General features: G+C 64.1%; 19 protein-coding genes and 1 other RNA gene. 9 read left to right on the forward strand and 11 right to left on the reverse strand.

Translation table 11 applies throughout. From position 1 onward, the window contains the following. Positions 1-56: 56 nt before the first annotated feature. Positions 57-992 (reverse strand): tRNA (adenosine(37)-N6)-dimethylallyltransferase MiaA, encoded by a 936-nt coding sequence (gene miaA, locus ACG873_RS15370; RefSeq protein ID WP_394892821.1) that lies wholly within the window; start codon positions 990-992, stop codon positions 57-59. Here miaA and serB point away from each other — a divergent pair. From serB to ACG873_RS15385, 3 genes are read left to right on the forward strand one after another with little or no spacing between them, the layout of a single operon-like run. After that, a complete protein-coding gene (serB, locus tag ACG873_RS15375; protein WP_394892822.1) occupies positions 970-1,860 on the forward strand; it encodes a phosphoserine phosphatase SerB in 891 nt (296 codons plus the stop codon). The two genes, miaA and serB, sit on opposite strands and share 23 nt — an antisense overlap. After that, on the forward strand, positions 1,857-2,429 hold the full coding sequence (locus tag ACG873_RS15380) for a GNAT family N-acetyltransferase (RefSeq protein ID WP_394892824.1): 573 nt from the start codon (positions 1,857-1,859) through the stop codon (positions 2,427-2,429). Before serB ends, ACG873_RS15380 begins: the two co-directional genes overlap by 4 nt. Beyond that, positions 2,399-2,644, forward strand: a complete 246-nt coding sequence (locus ACG873_RS15385) for a hypothetical protein (RefSeq protein WP_394892826.1) — start codon at positions 2,399-2,401, stop codon at positions 2,642-2,644. The genes ACG873_RS15380 and ACG873_RS15385 overlap by 31 nt, the downstream gene beginning before the upstream one ends. Positions 2,645-2,729: 85 nt before the next feature. Here ACG873_RS15385 and ACG873_RS15390 read toward each other — a convergent pair whose 3' ends face one another. From ACG873_RS15390 to ACG873_RS15420, 7 genes are all read right to left on the reverse strand, one after another. Beyond that, the gene (locus ACG873_RS15390) at positions 2,730-3,155 is read right to left on the reverse strand and encodes a putative toxin-antitoxin system toxin component, PIN family (RefSeq protein ID WP_394892827.1); all 426 of its coding nucleotides are present in this window, start codon (positions 3,153-3,155) and stop codon (positions 2,730-2,732) included. A 51-nt stretch (positions 3,156-3,206) separates the two neighbouring features. Further along, complete coding sequence (locus ACG873_RS15395; RefSeq protein WP_394892828.1) at positions 3,207-4,805, reverse strand: DegQ family serine endoprotease; 1,599 nt, start codon at positions 4,803-4,805, stop codon at positions 3,207-3,209. Positions 4,806-4,923: 118 nt separating this feature from the next. Next, positions 4,924-5,109, reverse strand: a complete 186-nt coding sequence (locus tag ACG873_RS15400) for a DUF2065 domain-containing protein (protein WP_394892829.1) — start codon at positions 5,107-5,109, stop codon at positions 4,924-4,926. A gap of 6 nt (positions 5,110-5,115) precedes the next feature. Beyond that, the gene (gene hflC / locus ACG873_RS15405) at positions 5,116-6,105 is read right to left on the reverse strand and encodes a protease modulator HflC (protein ID WP_394892830.1); all 990 of its coding nucleotides are present in this window, start codon (positions 6,103-6,105) and stop codon (positions 5,116-5,118) included. Next, complete coding sequence (gene hflK, locus ACG873_RS15410; RefSeq protein ID WP_394892831.1) at positions 6,105-7,214, reverse strand: FtsH protease activity modulator HflK; 1,110 nt, start codon at positions 7,212-7,214, stop codon at positions 6,105-6,107. The genes hflC and hflK overlap by 1 nt, the downstream gene beginning before the upstream one ends. 151 nt (positions 7,215-7,365) lie before the next feature. Continuing rightward, positions 7,366-7,887 carry a dihydrofolate reductase gene (locus tag ACG873_RS15415; protein WP_394893533.1) on the reverse strand — a complete coding sequence of 174 codons (522 nt, stop codon included), beginning with the start codon at positions 7,885-7,887 and terminating at the stop codon, positions 7,366-7,368. Between the two features lie 2 nt (positions 7,888-7,889). Further along, positions 7,890-8,684, reverse strand: coding sequence for a thymidylate synthase (locus tag ACG873_RS15420; protein ID WP_394892832.1), 795 nt, complete (start codon positions 8,682-8,684; stop codon positions 7,890-7,892). A gap of 85 nt (positions 8,685-8,769) precedes the next feature. Here ACG873_RS15420 and ssrA point away from each other — a divergent pair. Beyond that, positions 8,770-9,125: a transfer-messenger RNA gene (ssrA, locus tag ACG873_RS15425) on the forward strand. 111 nt (positions 9,126-9,236) lie between these two features. Further along, complete coding sequence (locus ACG873_RS15430; RefSeq protein WP_394892833.1) at positions 9,237-9,797, forward strand: AAA family ATPase; 561 nt, start codon at positions 9,237-9,239, stop codon at positions 9,795-9,797. A gap of 48 nt (positions 9,798-9,845) precedes the next feature. Here the strand turns inward: ACG873_RS15430 and ACG873_RS15435 are convergent, their stop codons facing one another. After that, positions 9,846-11,051: a multidrug effflux MFS transporter gene (locus ACG873_RS15435; protein ID WP_394892834.1), complete on the reverse strand. Its 1,206-nt coding sequence runs from the start codon at positions 11,049-11,051 to the stop codon at positions 9,846-9,848. A 164-nt stretch (positions 11,052-11,215) separates the two neighbouring features. Between ACG873_RS15435 and ACG873_RS15440 the strand changes: the two genes are divergently transcribed. The 4 genes from ACG873_RS15440 to ACG873_RS15455 all read left to right on the forward strand — a co-directional run bounded on the left by ACG873_RS15440 (position 11,216) and on the right by ACG873_RS15455 (position 13,015). Beyond that, entirely contained in the window at positions 11,216-11,899 is a 684-nt protein-coding gene (locus ACG873_RS15440) for a TetR/AcrR family transcriptional regulator (protein WP_394892835.1), read from the forward strand. A gap of 149 nt (positions 11,900-12,048) precedes the next feature. Then, on the forward strand, positions 12,049-12,591 hold the full coding sequence (locus ACG873_RS15445) for an SspB family protein (protein ID WP_394892836.1): 543 nt from the start codon (positions 12,049-12,051) through the stop codon (positions 12,589-12,591). A gap of 2 nt (positions 12,592-12,593) precedes the next feature. Then, positions 12,594-12,791 (forward strand): DUF4169 family protein, encoded by a 198-nt coding sequence (locus ACG873_RS15450; RefSeq protein WP_394892837.1) that lies wholly within the window; start codon positions 12,594-12,596, stop codon positions 12,789-12,791. Continuing rightward, positions 12,788-13,015: a ribbon-helix-helix domain-containing protein gene (locus ACG873_RS15455; protein WP_394892838.1), complete on the forward strand. Its 228-nt coding sequence runs from the start codon at positions 12,788-12,790 to the stop codon at positions 13,013-13,015. The genes ACG873_RS15450 and ACG873_RS15455 overlap by 4 nt, the downstream gene beginning before the upstream one ends. Before the next feature lie 76 nt (positions 13,016-13,091). Here ACG873_RS15455 and ACG873_RS15460 read toward each other — a convergent pair whose 3' ends face one another. Both ACG873_RS15460 and ACG873_RS15465 read right to left on the reverse strand, forming a co-directional pair. Further along, a complete protein-coding gene (locus tag ACG873_RS15460; protein WP_394892840.1) occupies positions 13,092-13,580 on the reverse strand; it encodes an Hsp20/alpha crystallin family protein in 489 nt (162 codons plus the stop codon). 146 nt (positions 13,581-13,726) lie between these two features. Further along, the gene (locus tag ACG873_RS15465) at positions 13,727-17,593 is read right to left on the reverse strand and encodes an AsmA family protein (RefSeq protein WP_394893535.1); all 3,867 of its coding nucleotides are present in this window, start codon (positions 17,591-17,593) and stop codon (positions 13,727-13,729) included. Between the last annotated feature and the right edge of the window lie 35 nt (positions 17,594-17,628).

The raw sequence follows: 17,628 nt of genomic DNA on the forward strand, positions 1-17,628 counted from the left end.
TTAACGTCAAGTTGCGGCGTAGCTAATAAATGGTGTGTGCATAATCCGTTTTCGTCTCAGCGGCCGGCCATCCGCCGCCACTCGGGACCCAATTGATTGCGGAACCAGGTCGCCTGCCGCTTGGCATACTGCCGGGTCGCAATCTTGGCGCGTGCGATCGCCTCGGGAAAAGTCATTTCGCCGGCGTCCGCCGCGGCGAGTTCGCGAACGCCGATCGCCTTCATGGCCGGCAGCGACGGATCGAGATTCAGCGCCATAAGCGCGCGTACTTCCTCCAGCGCGCCGGCCTCCAGCATTCGGTCGAAGCGGCTGTCGATCCGCGCGACCAGCGCCGCCCGCTCCGGCTCGATCACCAGGAATTCGGCGCTGTCGCGGTCGATCAGCGGCTTTCCCTTTTCAGCCTGCCATTGAAGAATCGAACGGCCGGAGGCTTCGAGCACTTCCAGCGCACGCGCAATGCGCTGCCCGTCGCTCGGCCGCAGAAGTTGCGCTGCCTCCGGGTCTTCGCGCCAGAGAATCCGGTGCAGCCGCTCCGGCCCGTCCTCGTTGAGATGATAGCGCCAGCGGTCGCGCACGGATTTCGGAATGTCCGGCATCTCCGAAATTCCTTCCACCAGCGCTCGGAAATAGAGCCCGGTCCCGCCGACGAACACAGGGATCCTGTCTCTGAAAGCATCCTCGGCCATCAACCGCATCACGTCGCGCAGCCAGGCGCCGGTCGAATAGGCCGTTCCCGGATGGATGTGGCCGTAGAGATGGTGCGGCGCCCGCGCCATATCCTCCGCAGTCGGCCGCGCCGTCAGCACGTTGAGTATCGAATATCCCTGCATGGAATCGGTGTTGACGATCGCGCCGCCCCGGCGCTCGGCTATATCCAGCGCCAGAGCCGACTTGCCGCTGGCCGTCGGCCCGGCTATCAGGACGGCATTCTTCAGTCGGCCCTCGCCGCTGCCGTCACCGGATTTTTCCATGCCGCTCGTCGCCACGCTCATATCCCATCCGGCCAGGCGCTCTATCTCGCAGCCACTGGCGACGCTGGCTTCGCAAGCTGTGGCTGCGACCGCGGCCGACTGGCTGGCCGACGATGTCGCCTGCGACCTTGCTCTACCCGCCGGCCTCGGCGCCGCGGAAGCCCTCGCCACCCTGCGCGACGCGGTCTCGCCGGAGCCGGTCGATGTCGTTGTGCAGCAGCGCGAGGGACGCGCCAAGAAAATTCTGATCGCCGACATGGATTCAACCATGATCGACCAGGAATGCATCGACGAACTTGCCGACGAGGTCGGCATCAAGGAGCATGTCGCAGCCATAACCGCCCGTTCGATGAACGGCGAGATTGCCTTTGAGCCGGCTCTGCGCGAACGCGTCGCGCTGTTGAAGGGGCTGGACGCGGCAGTGATCGACCGCATCATATCGGGCCGGCTGACGCTGGCATCGGGCGGACGCGAATTGGTGGCGACGATGCGGGCGAAGGGCGCCTGGACTGCGCTCGTTTCGGGCGGCTTCGATGTCTTCACGTCGCGCATCGGCGACATGCTCGGCTTCCATGAGAACCGCGCCAACCGCCTCATCGTGGAAGCCGGCGGGCTGCTTGCCGGAACCGTCGTCGAGCCCATTCTGGGCCGCGCAGCCAAGGCCCAGGCCCTGCTGGAGATCTCCGCCCGGCTGGGTCTGACGCCAGCCGACGCCATCGCTGTCGGCGACGGCGCCAACGACCTTGATATGATTAGGCTCGCCGGCACGGGTGTCGCCTTGCATGCTAAACCTGCAGTTGCAGCCGAAGCCGATTGCCGCATCGATCACGGCGATTTGACCGCGCTGCTCTACATTCAGGGATACCGGCGGGAGAATTTTACCGCATGAATCCGATCCGCACCGAACGCCTGATCCTGCGCCAGTGGCAGGACCGCGACCGCAGCCTCTTTCACCGGATCAACTCCGATGATCGCGTGATGGAGTTTTTCCCGGTCAAGAGAACCCGCGAGCAGTCGGACGAACTGCTCGACGTATTGCGCGAGGAGATCGACCGCAAGGGCTTCGGCTTTGCGGCCATTGAACTCGCGGCGACCGGAGAGTGCATCGGCTTCGCTGGACTGCACGAGGACAGCGTCATGTCTTCGTGGCCGGCCGGCACGATCGAGATCGGCTGGCGGCTTGCGCCCGAATACTGGGGCAAGGGCTACGTGACCGAAGCCGCTGAAGCCTGGCTCGCCTTCGGCTTCGAGACGCTTTCGCTGGACGAGATCGTCTCGTTCGCCGTCTGGAACAATTTTCGCTCGACCGCGGTGATGGAACGTCTCGGCATGGAGCGCGACACGGCACGCGATTTCGATCACCCTCGCGTGCCCGATACGCAACCGCATCTCAAGCGGCACGTGTTCTACCGATTATCGCGGGAGGATTGGCTGACGCGGAAAAATGCGGTCGGCTGACCAACAAGCCGGCCGGGCCGGATTTGCGGATCGCGGCGGTTCAAGGCCTCTTTGTCGAAGGAAGTTCGTCGCCGGGCGCCGGCGGTGCCGATGGCACGCGGTCCAAAAAAGCGGTTAAACCGTCTCCGGTCGCCGAACCTGCCCGGCGCTTCAGAAAATCGGCGGCTGTTTCCATTACGCCGACCTTTTGGGCGACCGCCGACGCGATCCACTGATTGAGCGAGACGCCGTCCGCCTTCGCAAGCCGTGCTGCGGCATCCTTGATCGAGGCCGGTAATTTTAGCGGATATGTGGCTTTGCTCATTTCCGTAGCCTTTCCAGAAGCTCCTTCGGTCGCAGAATTTGCAGATCGAAGCGACGCGACGCATCCGAAAAATCTCGGATGTTGTGCGTTACAAGCGCATCGGCGCGACCGTTTATGGCTGCCTCAAGCACCATCTCGTCCTTCGGATCTGCCAATTGAGGTCGCCAGAGAAAATGCACCTCCACTGCCTCGGCCAACGCTGCAAACTCCGCCAACATCTGCCCGATCTCAGCAATCGAAAAGCCGTGCCTGCTAAGCTGTTCCGAGCGGATCAGAACAGCTTCATATTCCAGAAACAGCGCTGTCGTTACGAGTGGAACCAAACGCCGCCCGGCGATTAGCCTCAGAACGGCGAAAGAGGCGCCGCCCCGGCTTCGCAGTCCAGCGACCAACACATTGGTATCCAGCACAACGCGTTGCATGTGCTGAGTTAGTACATCCTATAGGATGTTACAAGTGGGCGATGCTCCTGCTCAATCCATCCGGATCGTCACGAAACGCAACTCGCCGGTCTTGGAGGCCAGCATCAACAGCGCGTTCTTGCGGCCCTGCTCCTTCAGCGTGGCGATGCGGTCCATCACGTCCTTCGGCGACGACACTGATTCCTGCGCGATCTCGGTAATGACCTCGCCGGCAAGAATGCCTCGCTCGGCAGCGGCGGAATCAGGCGTCACTTCGGTGATGACGACACCTGAGACGTCGGCTCCGACGCCAAATTTGGTTCGCGCTTCGTCGTTCAGTTCGCCGATGGTCATGCCGAGCACGGTCGCCGAGGCGACGGCCTCGCCTTCTTCTTCGGGCTGGCCTTCCGCGCTCTCGGCGAGCTTCTCGCCGTCCTCGAGCCGGCCAAGCGTGACTTTCACAGTCTGCTCCACGCCCTTGCGCACGACCACCACGTCGACCGCCTTGCCGACCGGGCTTTCGGCCACCACGCGCGGCAGGTCGCGCATTTCGTCGACGTCCTTGCCGTCGAACTTGATGATCACGTCGCCGGGCAGGATCGTGCCGTTGTCGACCGGTCCGCCCTTGATAACGCCGGCCACCAGCGCGCCCTTGGCGACCTTCATGTCGAGGGTTTCCGCGATCTCGTCGGTGACGGGCTGGATGCGCACGCCGAGCCAGCCGCGGCGCGTCTCGCCGAATTCCGCCAACTGGCTGACCACACCGATGGCCAGTTCCGACGGGATCGAAAAGCCGATGCCGATCGAGCCGCCCGAGGGTGAAATGATGGCGGTGTTGATGCCGACCACCTCGCCTTGCATGTTGAACAGCGGTCCACCGGAATTGCCGCGATTGATGGCGGCGTCTGTCTGGATGAAGTCGTCGTACGGTCCGGACTGGATGTCGCGGTTACGGGCCGAAATGATGCCCACCGTCACCGTACCGCCGAGTCCGAACGGGTTCCCGACCGCCATGACCCAGTCGCCGATCCGCATCCTGTTGGAATCGCCGAACTTGACCGCCGTCAGCTTCTTCAGCGTCGGGTCGACCTTGAGCACCGCGATGTCGGTCTTGGTGTCGGTGCCTACGAGTTCAGCCTTGAGCTTCGAGCCGTCGGAGAAGTTGACTTCGATCTCGTCGGCGTCCGCGATCACATGGTTGTTGGTGATGACAATGCCCTTCTCGGCATCGATGACGAAGCCCGAACCGAGCGACTGCACCCTCTGCGAGCCGGGGCCTCCGCCATTGCCGCCGCGATCCTTGAAGAACTCGTCGAAGAAATCCTGGAACGGCGAGCCTTCCGGCAGTTCCGGCATCGGCACCGCGTCGGGGCTTTCCGCGCCCTTGATGTTCTGAGAGGTCGAGATATTCACGACGGCGCCAAGCAGGCCTTCGGCCAGGTCGGCGACCGAGGCCGGTCCCTGCCCCTGCGGCTGCGCAGGCAATTGCTGCGGCGGCATCTGCGGCGCTGGCGCCGGCTGGGCTGGCGCAGGCTGGGTTGGCGCCTGCATTTGCGTCTGCGCCAGCGCTGGCGCGACGAAGGATGAAGCCACGGCCGCGCCTGCGAAAGCAGCTACAACGGCTGAGAGCAGGGTTCTTCGCACCGCGGGCAGGATAATCTTGGTCGCCATTGAAAAATGCCTCCGGTGTTTCGAAAATTCCGCGCCGCCCTTGGGCAGGCACACGCCATGTTCTGAAGAAATAAGGCGTGTTTGCGGCCTTGCCTACGGGCCAGGCCACAAACTTGCGTTACCCCCGCACCATCCAAACCACGCCGACCCCGATGGCGATGGCCGCGAGACCGGCGACCCGAAGTGCGCTTTCGGGTGTTGCCAGAACCTCCGACGCGAGCCGCTTGGCAAGCGCCGGAAAACCGCCGTAGACCAAGCCTTCCACGACCAGGACCAGACCCAGCGCGGCGAGGAAATCGGCCATTGGCGGCTACTGGCCCGTGCCTGCCGCGCCGTTCGGTTGCGTTGCGCCTGTCGCGGCGCCGTTCGTTTCCGGCGCCGGCGCGCCGTTACCGCCACCTGCTGGAGCCGAGCCCGGCGCTGCGCCCGCCGGGTTGCGGAAGAATCGGAAGAACTCCGAATCGGGCGACAGCACCATCGTCGTGCCTGCCGGATCGAGCGCTGCCGCGTAGGCGATCATCGAGCGGTAGAACTCGAAGAAATCCGGATCGCGCTGGAAGGCGTTGGCGAATATGGCGTTGCGCGCCGCTTCGCCCTCGCCTCGCAGGATTTCGGATTCCTTGCGCGCTTCAGCGACCGTCTCGATCACCTCGCGGTCGGCCCGCGCCCGGATTCGCGCCGCGGCTTCGCGGCCGCGCGCCCGCAGCCTTTCAGCCTCGGCAAGGCGTTCGGCCTTCATCCGGTCGTAGGTCTGCTGCGACACCTCGGCCGTCAGGTCGGTCCGGCGGATGCGGACATCCTCGATCTCCAGCCCGAGCGAAGTCGCATCGGGGCGAAGCTGGTCGCGCACCTCGGTCATCATGGAGGCGCGCTCTTCCGACAGAGCCGCCTCGAAGCCGCGTACGCCGTAGACGCGGCGCAACGCCGCGTCGAGGCGGGTCCTGAGCCGCTGCTCGGCCAGTTGTATGCTGCCCGACACGGTCTGGCGGAATGTACGCGGATCGGCAATGCGGTAGGCGACGAAGGCGTCCACTTCGTAGAACTTGCCGCCCGAGACCTGGACGCGGATGTCGTCGAGGTCGAAGCGAAGCACGCGGTCCTCGATGATCTGGACGTTGTCGGCTTCGAACATGCCGAACGGCGCCTTGAAATAGATGCCCGGTTCGGTTTTCACGTCGACGATCTCGCCGAAGCGGAGAACGATGGCCTGCTCGCGCTCGTTGACCACGAAGATCGACGAATAGATCAGGAGCAGGATTACGGCGACAATGACGCCGATGATGGGAAGACGGTTGGCCATCAGTTAATTCCTTCCGCGGCCGCAGCGGGGGCCGGCGCGCGTTTCTGCAGTTCCGGCAGCGGCAGATAGGGAATGACGCCCTGCCCGTTTTCGCCCTGCTGGATGATGACCTTGTTGGAATCCTTCAGGACTTTCTCCATCGTTTCGATGAACAGCCGCTGACGCGTCACGTCGGGCGCCTTGGCGTATTCGTCGTAGACCGAGATGAAGCGCTGCGCCTCGCCTTCGGCTTCCTGCACCACGCGGTTCTTGTAGGCTGCCGCTTCTTCGCGCACACGCGCCGCTTCACCGCGCGCCTGGCCGAGCTTCTGGTTGGAATACTGGTTGGATTCCTCGACGAAGCGGTCCTCGTCCTGCTCGGCGCGCTGCACCTCGTCGAAGGCGTCAGCCACTTCGCGCGGCGGCGCCGCATCCTCGATCGAGATGGCGTTGATATTCAGTCCGGCGCCATAGGCGTCGAGCGTGCCCTGGATAATCCCGCGCACTGCGTCAGCTATGCCTTGGCGGTCATCGCGGAAAATGTCCTGGGCCGGCCTGCGTCCGACTGCCTCGCGCATGGCGCTTTCGCCGATCTGGCGCACCATCTCATCCGCGTCGGCGACATTGAACAGATAGGCCTTGGGATCAGAAACCTGATACGCGACGGAAAACTTCACGTCGACGATGTTCTGGTCGCCCGACAGCATCAGCCCAGACGAGGTGCTGCCACGGACTTCGCCGAGGTCGACCAGCTTTTCGGCAGTGTTGGCGATCTCGACGGTTTCAATCGGCCACCAATGGAAATGCAGGCCCGGACCGGACAGTTCTTCCTTCGGCTTGCCGAAGCGCAGTTCGACCGCCATTTCGTCCGGCTGCACCGTATAGACGGATTGGAACACCCAGAAAGCGAGCAGGGCAAGCGCGATAAGGCCGAACAGGGCCGGGCTTGCCGCGCCGCCGCCAGGCAGCGCGTTCTTCAGCCGATCCTGGCCGCGGCGGATGATGTCCTCGAGATCGGGCGGCGATCCCTGCGGGCCGCTCGGGCGCGGACCCTGGCCCCACGGCCCCCCGCCATTGCCGCCGCCGCCCCACGGGCCGCCGCCGCCACCGCTCTGATTATTCCAGGGCATGAAAGTCCTTTCAGTTCCGAAGTCTCGGCGCGGCTGTGTTTGCCGGCGCGCGTGTTGCCTGACCTCTTCTATAAGGATGCAAGAGCGTGCTTTCAACGCGACCGCTATACAGAGAGGCCGATTTCGAGGAGGAAGCGGCCCTAACCCGTCCTCAATGCACGTCGCGGCGCCTCTCGTAAACAGTATAGCGCGTCGGATGGCTGTCCTTCTCGCCCGCCGGCACGTCGATGGAGCGAACAGATCGCCAGACGTGCGGATCGATTGCGGGAAACAGCGTATCGCCGTCGATCTTGGCCAGAACATGCGTCACATGGAGGCGATCGGCCAGCGGCATCGCCTGGCGGTAGATCTCGCCGCCTCCGATCACGCAGATTTCATCGGCTCCGGGCATGCAGCGGCCGCGCGCCCTTGCGAGCGCAATCGCGTCGTCGAATGAAGGCACGGTCTCGGCGCCTTCGGCCCGATATGCCGGATCGCGCGTTACTACGATGTTCAGGCGGCCGGGCAATGGGCGCCGCGGAAAACTCTCCCAGGTTTTGCGGCCCATGACGATCGGCTTGCCCATCGTGTCGGCCTTGAAGCGCTTCAGATCGCTGGACAGCCTCCACGGCAATCCGCCCTCGCGGCCGATCACACCGGTTTCGGCGATGGCGACATAGATCGCGATCTCCATCATCATACCGCGATCGGCGCGCGGATGGTCGCGTCGGCGACGTAGTTCTCGAGCCGGAAATCCTCGTAACGGAAGGCGAACAGGTCCTTCACCTCGGGATTGATCCACATGGTAGGCAATGGTTTCGGCGTGCGCCGAAGTTGCTCGCGCGCCTGCTCGAAATGGTTCGAGTAGAGATGCGCGTCGCCCAGCGTGTGGACGAAGTCGCCGGGTTTCAATCCGACCACCTGCGCCACCATCAGCGTCAAAAGTGCATAGGAGGCGATGTTGAAGGGCACGCCGAGAAAGATGTCGCCCGAACGTTGGTAGAGTTGGCACGAGAGCTTTCCGTCGGAGACGTAGAACTGGAACAGGCAGTGGCAGGGCGGCAGCGCCATCGCGTCCACCTCGGCCGGGTTCCACGCCGAAACGATCAGCCGCCGCGAATGAGGATTTGTCCGCAACTGGTTCAGAAGATTAGCAATCTGGTCGATCTCGCCGCCGTCCCGCGCCGGCCACGACCGCCATTGCTTGCCGTAAACCGGTCCGAGATCGCCGTTTTCGTCGGCCCATTCGTCCCAGATCGTCACGCCATTATCGGTGAGATATTTTACGTTGGTGTCGCCGGCCAAAAACCACAGAAGTTCGTGGATGATCGACTTCAGGTGCAGTTTCTTGGTCGTGGTGACGGGAAAGCCCTGCGCGAGATCGAAGCGCATCTGGTAGCCGAAGACCGAGCGCGTGCCGGTGCCGGTGCGATCGCTGCGGTCGGAGCCGTTTTCAAGGACGTGACTTAAGAGGTCGAGATATTGGCGCATCGCTGCCGCTTCGATTCGAGGTTTTGGCGATCATAGCCGACGCCAAATCCGGCGCATACCGCATATCGCCGATTGCCGCCATTGCGGTCTTCCATTTTCACCCGGGGCTTCCTATATTCATCGAGCCGGCTCGACCGGCTATGGCGATAAACAGACGATGTAATAAGCCGTTCGGACCCGGGGGCGGTACCCGGCGCCTCCACCAAAAACCGCTTTCTGGAGCGGTTTCTGATGGGGGCGAAATAGGATCGACGAAGGTGTAAAGATCGTACTTTTGCCCGGCATTGTACCACCGTTATCGGGCTAACTCAGTAGTTGCAAACGACAACTATGCGGAAGCACGTCTCGCCGCTTAATGCGGTGCGATAGCTTCAAATCAAGTCCTAGGGGTTCGCACTTCTAGGCGGGGTTCGGAGGTACCTGGCAACAGAAACCTCCATTTCTCCCTCCCCTTTTTCTCCCTCCCCAGTTCACACCCTTGCCGCGCGCTCGCGTCTCGCATGCTGTGAACGTGCGCTCGGCACCTTTCATTCGTCAAAGGAGGCGATAGAAATGTCTGAGGATTCCGAACGCTTTTTCATCCTCACCGGCGGTCCCGGCGCCGGCAAGAGCACATTGATCGATGCTTTGCGGGAAAGAGGCTTCGTCGGTTCGGTCGAGGCGGGCCGCGGTATCATCCAGCAGCAAGTTGCGGTCTCCGGTCCGGCGCTGCCGTGGAGCGATCCGGCTCTCTTCGCCAACCTGATGCTCTCCTGGGAGATGCGCTCCTACGACATGGCCCGGCGGGAGACTGGCACGATATTTTTCGATCGCGGCATTCCGGAGCTTCCCGGCTACTTCCGGCTGATGGGTCTTCCCGTGCCGCCTCACGTGAGCGCAGCCGCCAAGACCTTTCGCTACAACCGGCGCGTTTTCGCTCTTCCGCCCTGGGTGGAGATCTTCTCCCAGGATGCCGAGCGCAAGCAGGATTTCGACGAGGCCATCCGTACCTTCGAGGCGGTTACTTCAGCCTACCGCGAATCGGGCTACGAATTGGTCGAAGTCCCCCGTGCGCCTATCGAAGAGCGGGTCGAATTCGTCATCGACGAAATCCGGCGTTCCGAAAGACAATAAAAAGGGCCGGTTACCCGGCCTTTTTATTCAGAGTCGATGGAGAACCATTTACTCCGCCGGCGCTTCCGCCACCTCGCGGCCACGGCCCAGCGTGAGTTGCGTCAGCCCGAAGGCGATCACCGCGCAGGTGGCGATGCCGATGACCATGGGCAGCGGCGTGCCGTCGAAGAATACGCCCGCCACCGCCATCGCGACCGCGCCGGTGGCGAAATGCAAGGTTCCCATGAGCGCCGAGGCCGTGCCCGCGATCTCGCCATGGTCTTCCATCGCCAGCACAGAGGTGGTTGGAATGACGAGGCCGAGGAACCCGTAACCGACGAAGAGCAGCGCCGCCATCACGGCGAGTTGGTCCATGCCCGACGCCATCGTGGCCAGAAGGACGACCATGACCGTGGCGTAGCCGGAAACGGCGACGCGCACCACCCGCCTCAGTCCATAGCGCTCCGAGAGCATGCCCGTCATCTGCGACATCGCGAAGAAGGCGACCGCGTTGATGGAGAAGAACACGCTGTAGACGGCCGGCGACACGCCGTAATGGTCGATCAGCACGAAGGACGAACTCGCCAGGTAGACGAAAAAGCTCGATATGCCGAAGCCGCCGATGAAGGTCAGGCCGAGGAAATTGCGGTCGCCCATCAGGAATTTGTAGCCGGCAAGCGCGCTGCCGAACGAACTGCCGACCCGGTGGCCGGCCGGACGCGTTTCCTTCAGACCGAAGGCCAGAAGCACGACCGCTATCAGCGCGGCGATGGTCACCGCCCAGAACACGGCGCGCCAGCCGAACCCCTCGATGATGAAGCTGCCGGTCAGCGGCGCCAGGATCGGCGAGATCGAGAACACCAGCATCAGGAGCGACATCAACCGCGCGGCTTCGGTTCCGGTGTGCAGGTCGCGCACCACGGCGCGCGGCACCACCATGCCGGCGCAGGCGCCAAAGCCCTGGATGAACCGGAATGCGATCAGCCAGCCAATATCGGGCGCCAGCGCGGAGCCGATGCTGCCTGCGACGAACAGCGCCAGGCCGAAATAGAGCGGCGCCTTACGCCCGACCATGTCGGAAATCGGCCCGACCACGATCTGGCCGAAACCCATCGAGAGGAAGAACACCAGGAGGCTCATCTGCACAGCCACTGTGCCGGCGCCGAGATCCTGCCCGATCGTCGGCAGCGCGGGCAGATACATGTCGATGGCGAAAGGACCGATGGCTGACAACAGGCCGAGAATGACCGCTGTGCGGAGGAAGTTGGATGTCATGACTTGATTCTTTCGGATCGCGTGACCAATTGCCCGCAAGCGTTCGCGCTTGGGTAGAGCTTCCATGCTCCCGCAACCGACTCCTCCAGCGATTACAGCAGCGAATAATGTCCAGAAAATTAGACAGTCTTGTCTAATTTGTCAATCACGACTATCTTATTTTCATGACAGCAGCTGACATCATGGGCCTCGATCCAACCGCCCAGCGCGGACATCTGGCCAAGCGCATCTCGATTTTGGACGCAGCGGCCAACGTGTTCTGCAGGGAGGGATTCAGCGGCGCCAATATCGACATGATCGCGGCGGAGGCTGGCGTATCGCGCCAGACGGTCTACAATCATCATGGTGACAAGGCAAACCTCTTCGTCGCCGTCGTTCGCGAAATCACCGAGCGCGCCAATGCCGGCGTGTTCGCCACGCTCGCCACCTTCCCGGACCAGCCGCGCGATCTTGAGGCCGACCTTGTCCAGTTCGCGATGCGGCTGAACCGGAATTGCATGTGCAACCGCGACGGCAAGTTCCTGCGCAAGCTGATCCAGACCGAAGGCGAGCGCTATCCGGAACTCTTCGAAGCTTGGCGCTCCGACGGTCCCGGCAAGACGTGGGCAGCACTCGCGGCACGTTTCGCCCGCCTCGCCCATGCGGGGTACCTGGAAATGGACGATCCCGACGTGGCGGCGCGCCAGTTTCTGGCGCTGGTCAACGCCGACCTGCATATGTCCCTGATGCTGGGCGTCACACCCACCGATGAGGAAGTTGCGAGCGCCGCGACCAATGCGGTGCGGACTTTCCTGCGCGCCTACGGCCGCCGGCCTCAGGCCACAGCCGCCTCTTCCCCTGCCCCGTGAGAGCGGGATTCGGCCTGAAAACCGCAACTCGTGGGCGCCCGACGCCGCTTGCGCGTTGGCGCGTCCACGCCACCGACCTATATCCAGTTTACGGCAGCGCGAAGCTTCATTAGAGGTAGGGCTGACGATTCACCGGAACCGCTTCCAATATGGCCGAGGACCACATCCGCTACGACATTCTTGCCCAGGAGGCGTTGCGCGGAGTCATGCGCAAGGTCCTGGCGGAAGTCGCGCGCACCGGCCTTCCCGGCAGCCACCATTTCTTCATCACCTTCCTGACCGGCGCGCCGGGCGTGCGCATTTCCAGCCGCCTGCGGGAGCGCTACCCCGAGCAGATGACTATCGTCGTGCAGTTCCAGTATTGGGACCTGAAAGTCTCGGAAACCGGCTTCGAGATCGGCCTGTCTTTCTCCGACGTGCCCGAGAAGCTCGAAATCCCCTTCTCGGCCGTGCGCGGCTTTTATGACCCATCGGTCAATTTCGAGCTTGAATTCGATGTGAAGTCTGACGACGCGGCGCCGGCAGTCGAACAGGCCCCGCCGCCGAAGCTCGAAGCAGCGCCGGGCGCCGGAGCGAAGAAGACCGAACCGAAGAAAAAGGCGGCCGAGGCGGCGAAGGACGCAGCAGCGGCGGAAGCTGGTCCGGCAAAGGGCGCCGACGTCGTTTCGCTCGATTCCTTCCGCAAGAAATAGCGATGGCCGAGATCGTCAGCCTTCGGCAAGCGCGAAAGCAGAAGGCGCGCGCCGACAAAGAGCGCATAGCCGAGCAGAATCGCGCCCTCCATGGACGCAGCAAGGCCGAAAAGGCCCGCGATGTCGAAGCTGCACGGAAATCCCAAGACTTTGTCGAAGGTCACCGCCGCGAACGCCCGGCCGGAGACGGCGACGCGTGAGCCTGGTGCGCAAGCGTTCGGTTTCGATCCGCGGCCACCGCACCAGCTACTCGCTCGAACAGCCCTTTTACGACGAACTCCTGATCATCGCGGCCGAGCGGCAAATCCCACTCGCGGCACTGATCGCCGAGATCGATGCCCAGCGTCCACGTGAGGCGAACTTGTCCTCAGCGCTTCGGCTGTTCGTGCTGGAGGAGGCAAAACGCAAATCGGCTAAGGAATAACAGGGCAGCCAGCCAGCCGCCGCGACGGATTCGCGGCGGCTGCGGGTATGACTGCTCGGCTAAGCGCGAGCGTCTGCTAGGCTTTCACCTCGATGCGGCGCGTCTTGTCCTTGGCGGCAGGGTTCTTCGGCAATTCGACGGCCAAAATGCCGTTCTTGAACTTCGCCTGAACCTTGTCGGCATCGACCTCCGTGTCCAGCGGGATGGAACGCATGAACCGGCCGAAGCTGCGTTCGGCATAGGTCCGGCCGCCATTCTCTTCCTTGTGCTCCCGCCGCTTTTCGCCACTGATGATCAGGGCGTTGTCACGCAGGGTGACTTCGACATCCTTCTGCTCCATCCCAGGCAGTTCGGCGGTCACCTTGTAGGCCTTGTCGGTCTCGTCGACATCGACGCTCGGCCATACGCCGCCCTCCTGGCCGGCCGCGAGGGCGGGAGCCTCGATCGGCGCCAGGAAATCGTCGAATAGCCGCTCCATCTGCTGTCGGAACGAGGTGAATGGATCGCGCGCGAATGGAGCGATTCCGCGGAACCGCGTCCAAGGCGCCAAGTCGCGATTGGGCATGGCTCTTCTCCTTGTTTTCCGGTTCGATAGGTCGCCGCGCTGTTGGTCCGGCGACCCCTAATTTGGAACGTTTTCATATGGCGGATGTTCCGCAAAATCCGGCCAGAAAGCCGGCGCCCGGCGGTCCAAAAATTCTGCGAAAAAAGCTACTCCGAGCTCTCCAGCGACTTGAAAAACTCCTCGATCGCAAAGGGCTCGAGCTTCCTGGCCGGAGCCGCTGGAGGCGTCTCGTTGGCCTGCGGTTCAGGAGGCGGCGTCCGCCAGATCTCGCGTGCGCGATTTGCCTGCCGTTCGGCGTCAAGGCGAGCCTTTTCCTCCGCAGCGCGCCTGGCCGCTTCCAGCGCCTCCCGGGCAGCCTGCTCGGCCCTCAGCCGGGCCTCGGTTTCCATCTTGGCCTTGGCTTCGGCTTCGAGCCTCGCCTTTTCTTCAGCTTCGGCCTTCAGCCGCGCCTCTTCCTCCGCCCTTGCCGCCTCAGTCAAAGCCTTCACGCGCGCTTCCTCCGCCACCCGCGCCCGTTCGGCCGCGCGCTCGCGTTCTGTTTGGAGCGCCGCATAGTAGCGCACCTCGCGCCGCAGCCGCTGTTTCTCCAGAAGTGCCGCCTGCATAGCCTCGACACGCGCCTGCTCGCGCTCCAGCGCCCGCTGCGTCAGGAACTGCGCCAGCGGGCCGCTATCGAATACGGGCTTTGCCTCGCCGGGGCGACCTTCCAGGCTGAACCGCAGCGACGGCTCCGACCCCGCCAGCCCCTCGTCACCCGGCCGGTAGGCGATCTCGCCGTCCGCCGCGACGGTTTGCGTGTTGAGGTCGGCGCGAAGATCGGCCGTCACGGTCGCGTCTGGGTTTGCGAGACTTATCGGCGGCGCCCTGACGACGCCGCCGGCCACGGTGAAGGCAATCTCGGTTCCCGCCGCCGTGAAGCTGCCGCCCGCCGCGATCTCAGGGGCAAATGTCGCTGTCCGGTCAGCATCGATGTCGCGGCCGATGGCATCGGCCCGGGCAATGAAAGCCGGGAAAGCCCGGCTGTTGAGGCCGGCGATCGTGAGTTCCTTCAGCGCCGCCGTGCCCGATCCTGACAGGGCCGCGATCATGCCGCCGACGGATTTGCCGCTTGCCGACAAGGCGGCCGAGAAATCGCCCGCTCCCGACAGCCCGGCGCCCGGCAGTGCGAGCTCGAGATCAGCCCCGCCGAGCGACAATTGCCCCGAAAACAGGCCGGTGCCGGCGTCGTTCTTGAGTTCGAGCAGGCCTGTGAGATCGCCGCCGGCCAGCTTGGCTTTGAGGTCCGATATCCGCAAGCCTCGCTCGTCGAGGCGCAGCGCCAGGCTGGCCTCATAGGCGCTGGCCGCCGCGCCCGCCGAAAGCGTCGCCGCCGAAATATCCATTTCGGCAGTGAAGGGCGCCGAGGTTTCCGGCCGGAAAGGCACCGACGACCAGAGTTCATGCTCGGCCACGATGGAGCCTTCGCCGAGCACCATGGCGGCCGCCGGCTCGAGGTCCAGCGCATCGAGCGCCACCGCGCCCGTCAGATGCGGCAGCTCGTTGCCGACCTTGGCGTTCACGTCGCCCGAAACGGAATTCTCGTTGAGCGTCCCGCTGAGGCCGGCAAGCACCAGCAATTCGCCGGCATAGTCGGCATCCGCCGCCAGCGAAACCGGCATGCCCATGCCCATGCCAGGCAAAGCAACTCCGCTGGTCATCAGCCACGGCTCCAGATCCGCGCTTTCGAGTTCGGCCCTGCCCTTTGCCGCAAAACCCTCGCTGCCGAAGCTGGACGTGCCTTCGAAACGCGCCTGAAAATCATCGGCCGAGAGGCTGAACGTCGTTTCCATGCCGGCGGCCGGTTTACCCTTGGCCGAAAGCGTCATATCGCCGGGCCCGATCACACCAAGCGGCAGCGCAGGCAGGCCGGCGAGCGCCATCAGCGGTGTGGAATCCTGGTTTCGCGCCGAAAACGACAGCGAAACCTCGCCCTCGCCGATCGCGTCGACCCTTCCCGAGCCCGATACGGTGCCCGAAATCGCCGATCCGCCGGTGTCCCCCTGAACGCTCAGCGCCAGCCCCGTCGTCCCATCGTCTTTGCCGAGAGCGCTGGCGATCAGGTCGATGCGCGTATCGGCGAGCAGGCCCGGATAGGCTGCGGCGCGCCTGTCGAGCCCGGCGAGCAGCGGATTGCCGGGGTAGCGGGCGGCGGCCAGCGACACCAAAGGCGCCAGGTCGACCGCCACTATGGAGGCGTCGAGATTGCCGGACGGGTTTTCTGGAAAACCCTTTACCGTGCCGGTCGCGCTCACCGAGGCGCCGGCCAGCCCGCCGATCGCCAGCCGGTCGACTTCGAGCACGCCGCTGCGCAGGCGAAGCGCGGTGTCTATGGTCTCCGCCGTCAGGCCGCCGGCGCTCACCGGCCCGGCCTTGATCTGGAAGTCGAGGTCGCGGTTTGCGAAACGGTTGGCACCCTCGTCGCTGACGAACAGCGAAGCAAAGGCGGTCAGCCCGTCGACATCGAGCGCCTCGCCGTCGAGCTTGAGGAACATCGAGGGCCGAAGGTCCGGGGGCTGGCGGCTGTCGATCGCGCCGTGGAAGACGGCGTTGCCGAGCACCAGTTCGAGATCGTCGAAAAGCTGGCGCTGCCTGGTTATCTCGACATCGGCCTTGAATCCCGCTGCCGGAAGTCGCCGGATCGCGTCGTCGACGTCCTTGGCCAGCCAGGCGGCAAAGCCGGAGGGCTGGTTGACCGCCAGGAGCAGCGATCCGTCGAAGCCGAATTCGCCTTCCGTACGCAGGAGGCCGTCCGCTTCCAGCGTCGTCCGCCCAGGCAAGGTCGCGCCCAGGGATTTCAGGGCCCAGCCGCCCTCTGCCGGCTCGGCCGCCAGCCGCACGTCGCGGATCGTCGTATCGCCGACCACCACGGCCGGCAGGTCGACCTTGACCGCTCCTGGGATCGCCGGCCTCGGCAGGCCGGTCAGCGCCGCCTCCAGCGCCGCGATGCGCTGCGCCAGCGACAGCTTCGCGCCCTCCTCCGCCCCGACCGCCTCGTCGAAGCGCACCTGCGCGCCGCTGGTCTCGATCAGGAAGCGCGGCTCGGCGCCTATCTCCACGAAGGCCGTCCCATCGGCCGTGTAAGGATTGTCGAGAGGCCCGGTCTCGAAGCGAAATTCGTCTATGCCGAGCCGCTTGTGGTCGAAGGTGAATTGGCCGTTGATGCGGTATCCGGGGTCGCCTTCGAGCGCGCCGACCTTCACCGGCTGGCCGTCGCCGCCGCGCAGGCTCTCGGCCTTGCCCGCGCCACCCGCGATCCTGAACGCGCCGGAATAGACCGCCGCGCCCTGCTTGAGACTGACGTTTCCGTCGGTTTCTATCGCAATCCCATAGGGTTGCGGCTCGGCCTTGAGGCGAAGCCGCATCTGGCCGGTTTCGTCGGCCGCGCCGGTCGACACGGCCAGGGTTGTGCGCATGCCGTCGATCCTGAGCGTTCCATCGGCGCGCCAGGGCCCGGCGAAGGACCGCGCCGAAATCTCGGCGTCGATATCCGACAGGAGATGCGTGCGCCCTCCCGCGGCGTGCCGGACGGCGATCTGGCCTTCCGTGACCGTCAGCTTCTCCAGCGATATCTGGCTTGCCCGGAACGGCGCGGAAGGCCGCACGGTCCAGTCGACCGTACCGTCCTCGGCGACCTCCACCGTCGCCTTCGGCCGCACCATGCGCATGTCGAAGATCAGGAACTCGCCGCGCAGGAACGGCGCGAGTTCGGCGTCCATCGAGAATGTCTCGATCGTCATCGCCGGCGCATCGGCGGAACCGCCGACCGAAACGTCCGAGAACGTCACCGACGGAAACGGCAGCAGACGCGCGCTGGCGTCCCCTTTCACCGTCACTTTGCGGCCGAGTATTGCGCTCGCCTCACGCTCGAAATCAGCGCGGTAGGATGTCCAGTCGACGAAATACGGCCCCACCAGCGCCGCCGTCAGCGCCAGCACGATCAACCCGCCGATAATGACAAAAAGCCGCGCCAGAATCAGTTCCTCGCGATGGATTGGAAACGAGTTTGCAC

This window comes from Allomesorhizobium aridi, assembly GCF_043769475.1.
Taxonomy (GTDB): Bacteria; Pseudomonadota; Alphaproteobacteria; order Rhizobiales; family Rhizobiaceae; genus Allomesorhizobium.

What these genes read in the sequence shown, in the direction of transcription:
- serB (WP_394892822.1), top strand. Translation starts at nt 970, where the DNA reads ATGCCGCTCGTCGCCACGCTCATATCCCATCCGGCCAGGCGCTCTATC.
- miaA (WP_394892821.1), bottom strand. Translation starts at nt 992, where the DNA reads ATGAGCGTGGCGACGAGCGGCATGGAAAAATCCGGTGACGGCAGCGGC.
- ACG873_RS15380 (WP_394892824.1), top strand. Translation starts at nt 1,857, where the DNA reads ATGAATCCGATCCGCACCGAACGCCTGATCCTGCGCCAGTGGCAGGAC.
- ACG873_RS15390 (WP_394892827.1), bottom strand. Translation starts at nt 3,155, where the DNA reads ATGCAACGCGTTGTGCTGGATACCAATGTGTTGGTCGCTGGACTGCGA.
- ACG873_RS15395 (WP_394892828.1), bottom strand. Translation starts at nt 4,805, where the DNA reads ATGGCGACCAAGATTATCCTGCCCGCGGTGCGAAGAACCCTGCTCTCA.
- ACG873_RS15400 (WP_394892829.1), bottom strand. Translation starts at nt 5,109, where the DNA reads ATGGCCGATTTCCTCGCCGCGCTGGGTCTGGTCCTGGTCGTGGAAGGC.
- hflC (WP_394892830.1), bottom strand. Translation starts at nt 6,105, where the DNA reads ATGGCCAACCGTCTTCCCATCATCGGCGTCATTGTCGCCGTAATCCTG.
- hflK (WP_394892831.1), bottom strand. Translation starts at nt 7,214, where the DNA reads ATGCCCTGGAATAATCAGAGCGGTGGCGGCGGCGGCCCGTGGGGCGGC.
- ACG873_RS15415 (WP_394893533.1), bottom strand. Translation starts at nt 7,887, where the DNA reads ATGGAGATCGCGATCTATGTCGCCATCGCCGAAACCGGTGTGATCGGC.
- ACG873_RS15420 (WP_394892832.1), bottom strand. Translation starts at nt 8,684, where the DNA reads ATGCGCCAATATCTCGACCTCTTAAGTCACGTCCTTGAAAACGGCTCC.
- ACG873_RS15430 (WP_394892833.1), top strand. Translation starts at nt 9,237, where the DNA reads ATGTCTGAGGATTCCGAACGCTTTTTCATCCTCACCGGCGGTCCCGGC.
- ACG873_RS15435 (WP_394892834.1), bottom strand. Translation starts at nt 11,051, where the DNA reads ATGACATCCAACTTCCTCCGCACAGCGGTCATTCTCGGCCTGTTGTCA.
- ACG873_RS15440 (WP_394892835.1), top strand. Translation starts at nt 11,216, where the DNA reads ATGACAGCAGCTGACATCATGGGCCTCGATCCAACCGCCCAGCGCGGA.
- ACG873_RS15445 (WP_394892836.1), top strand. Translation starts at nt 12,049, where the DNA reads ATGGCCGAGGACCACATCCGCTACGACATTCTTGCCCAGGAGGCGTTG.
- ACG873_RS15450 (WP_394892837.1), top strand. Translation starts at nt 12,594, where the DNA reads ATGGCCGAGATCGTCAGCCTTCGGCAAGCGCGAAAGCAGAAGGCGCGC.
- ACG873_RS15460 (WP_394892840.1), bottom strand. Translation starts at nt 13,580, where the DNA reads ATGCCCAATCGCGACTTGGCGCCTTGGACGCGGTTCCGCGGAATCGCT.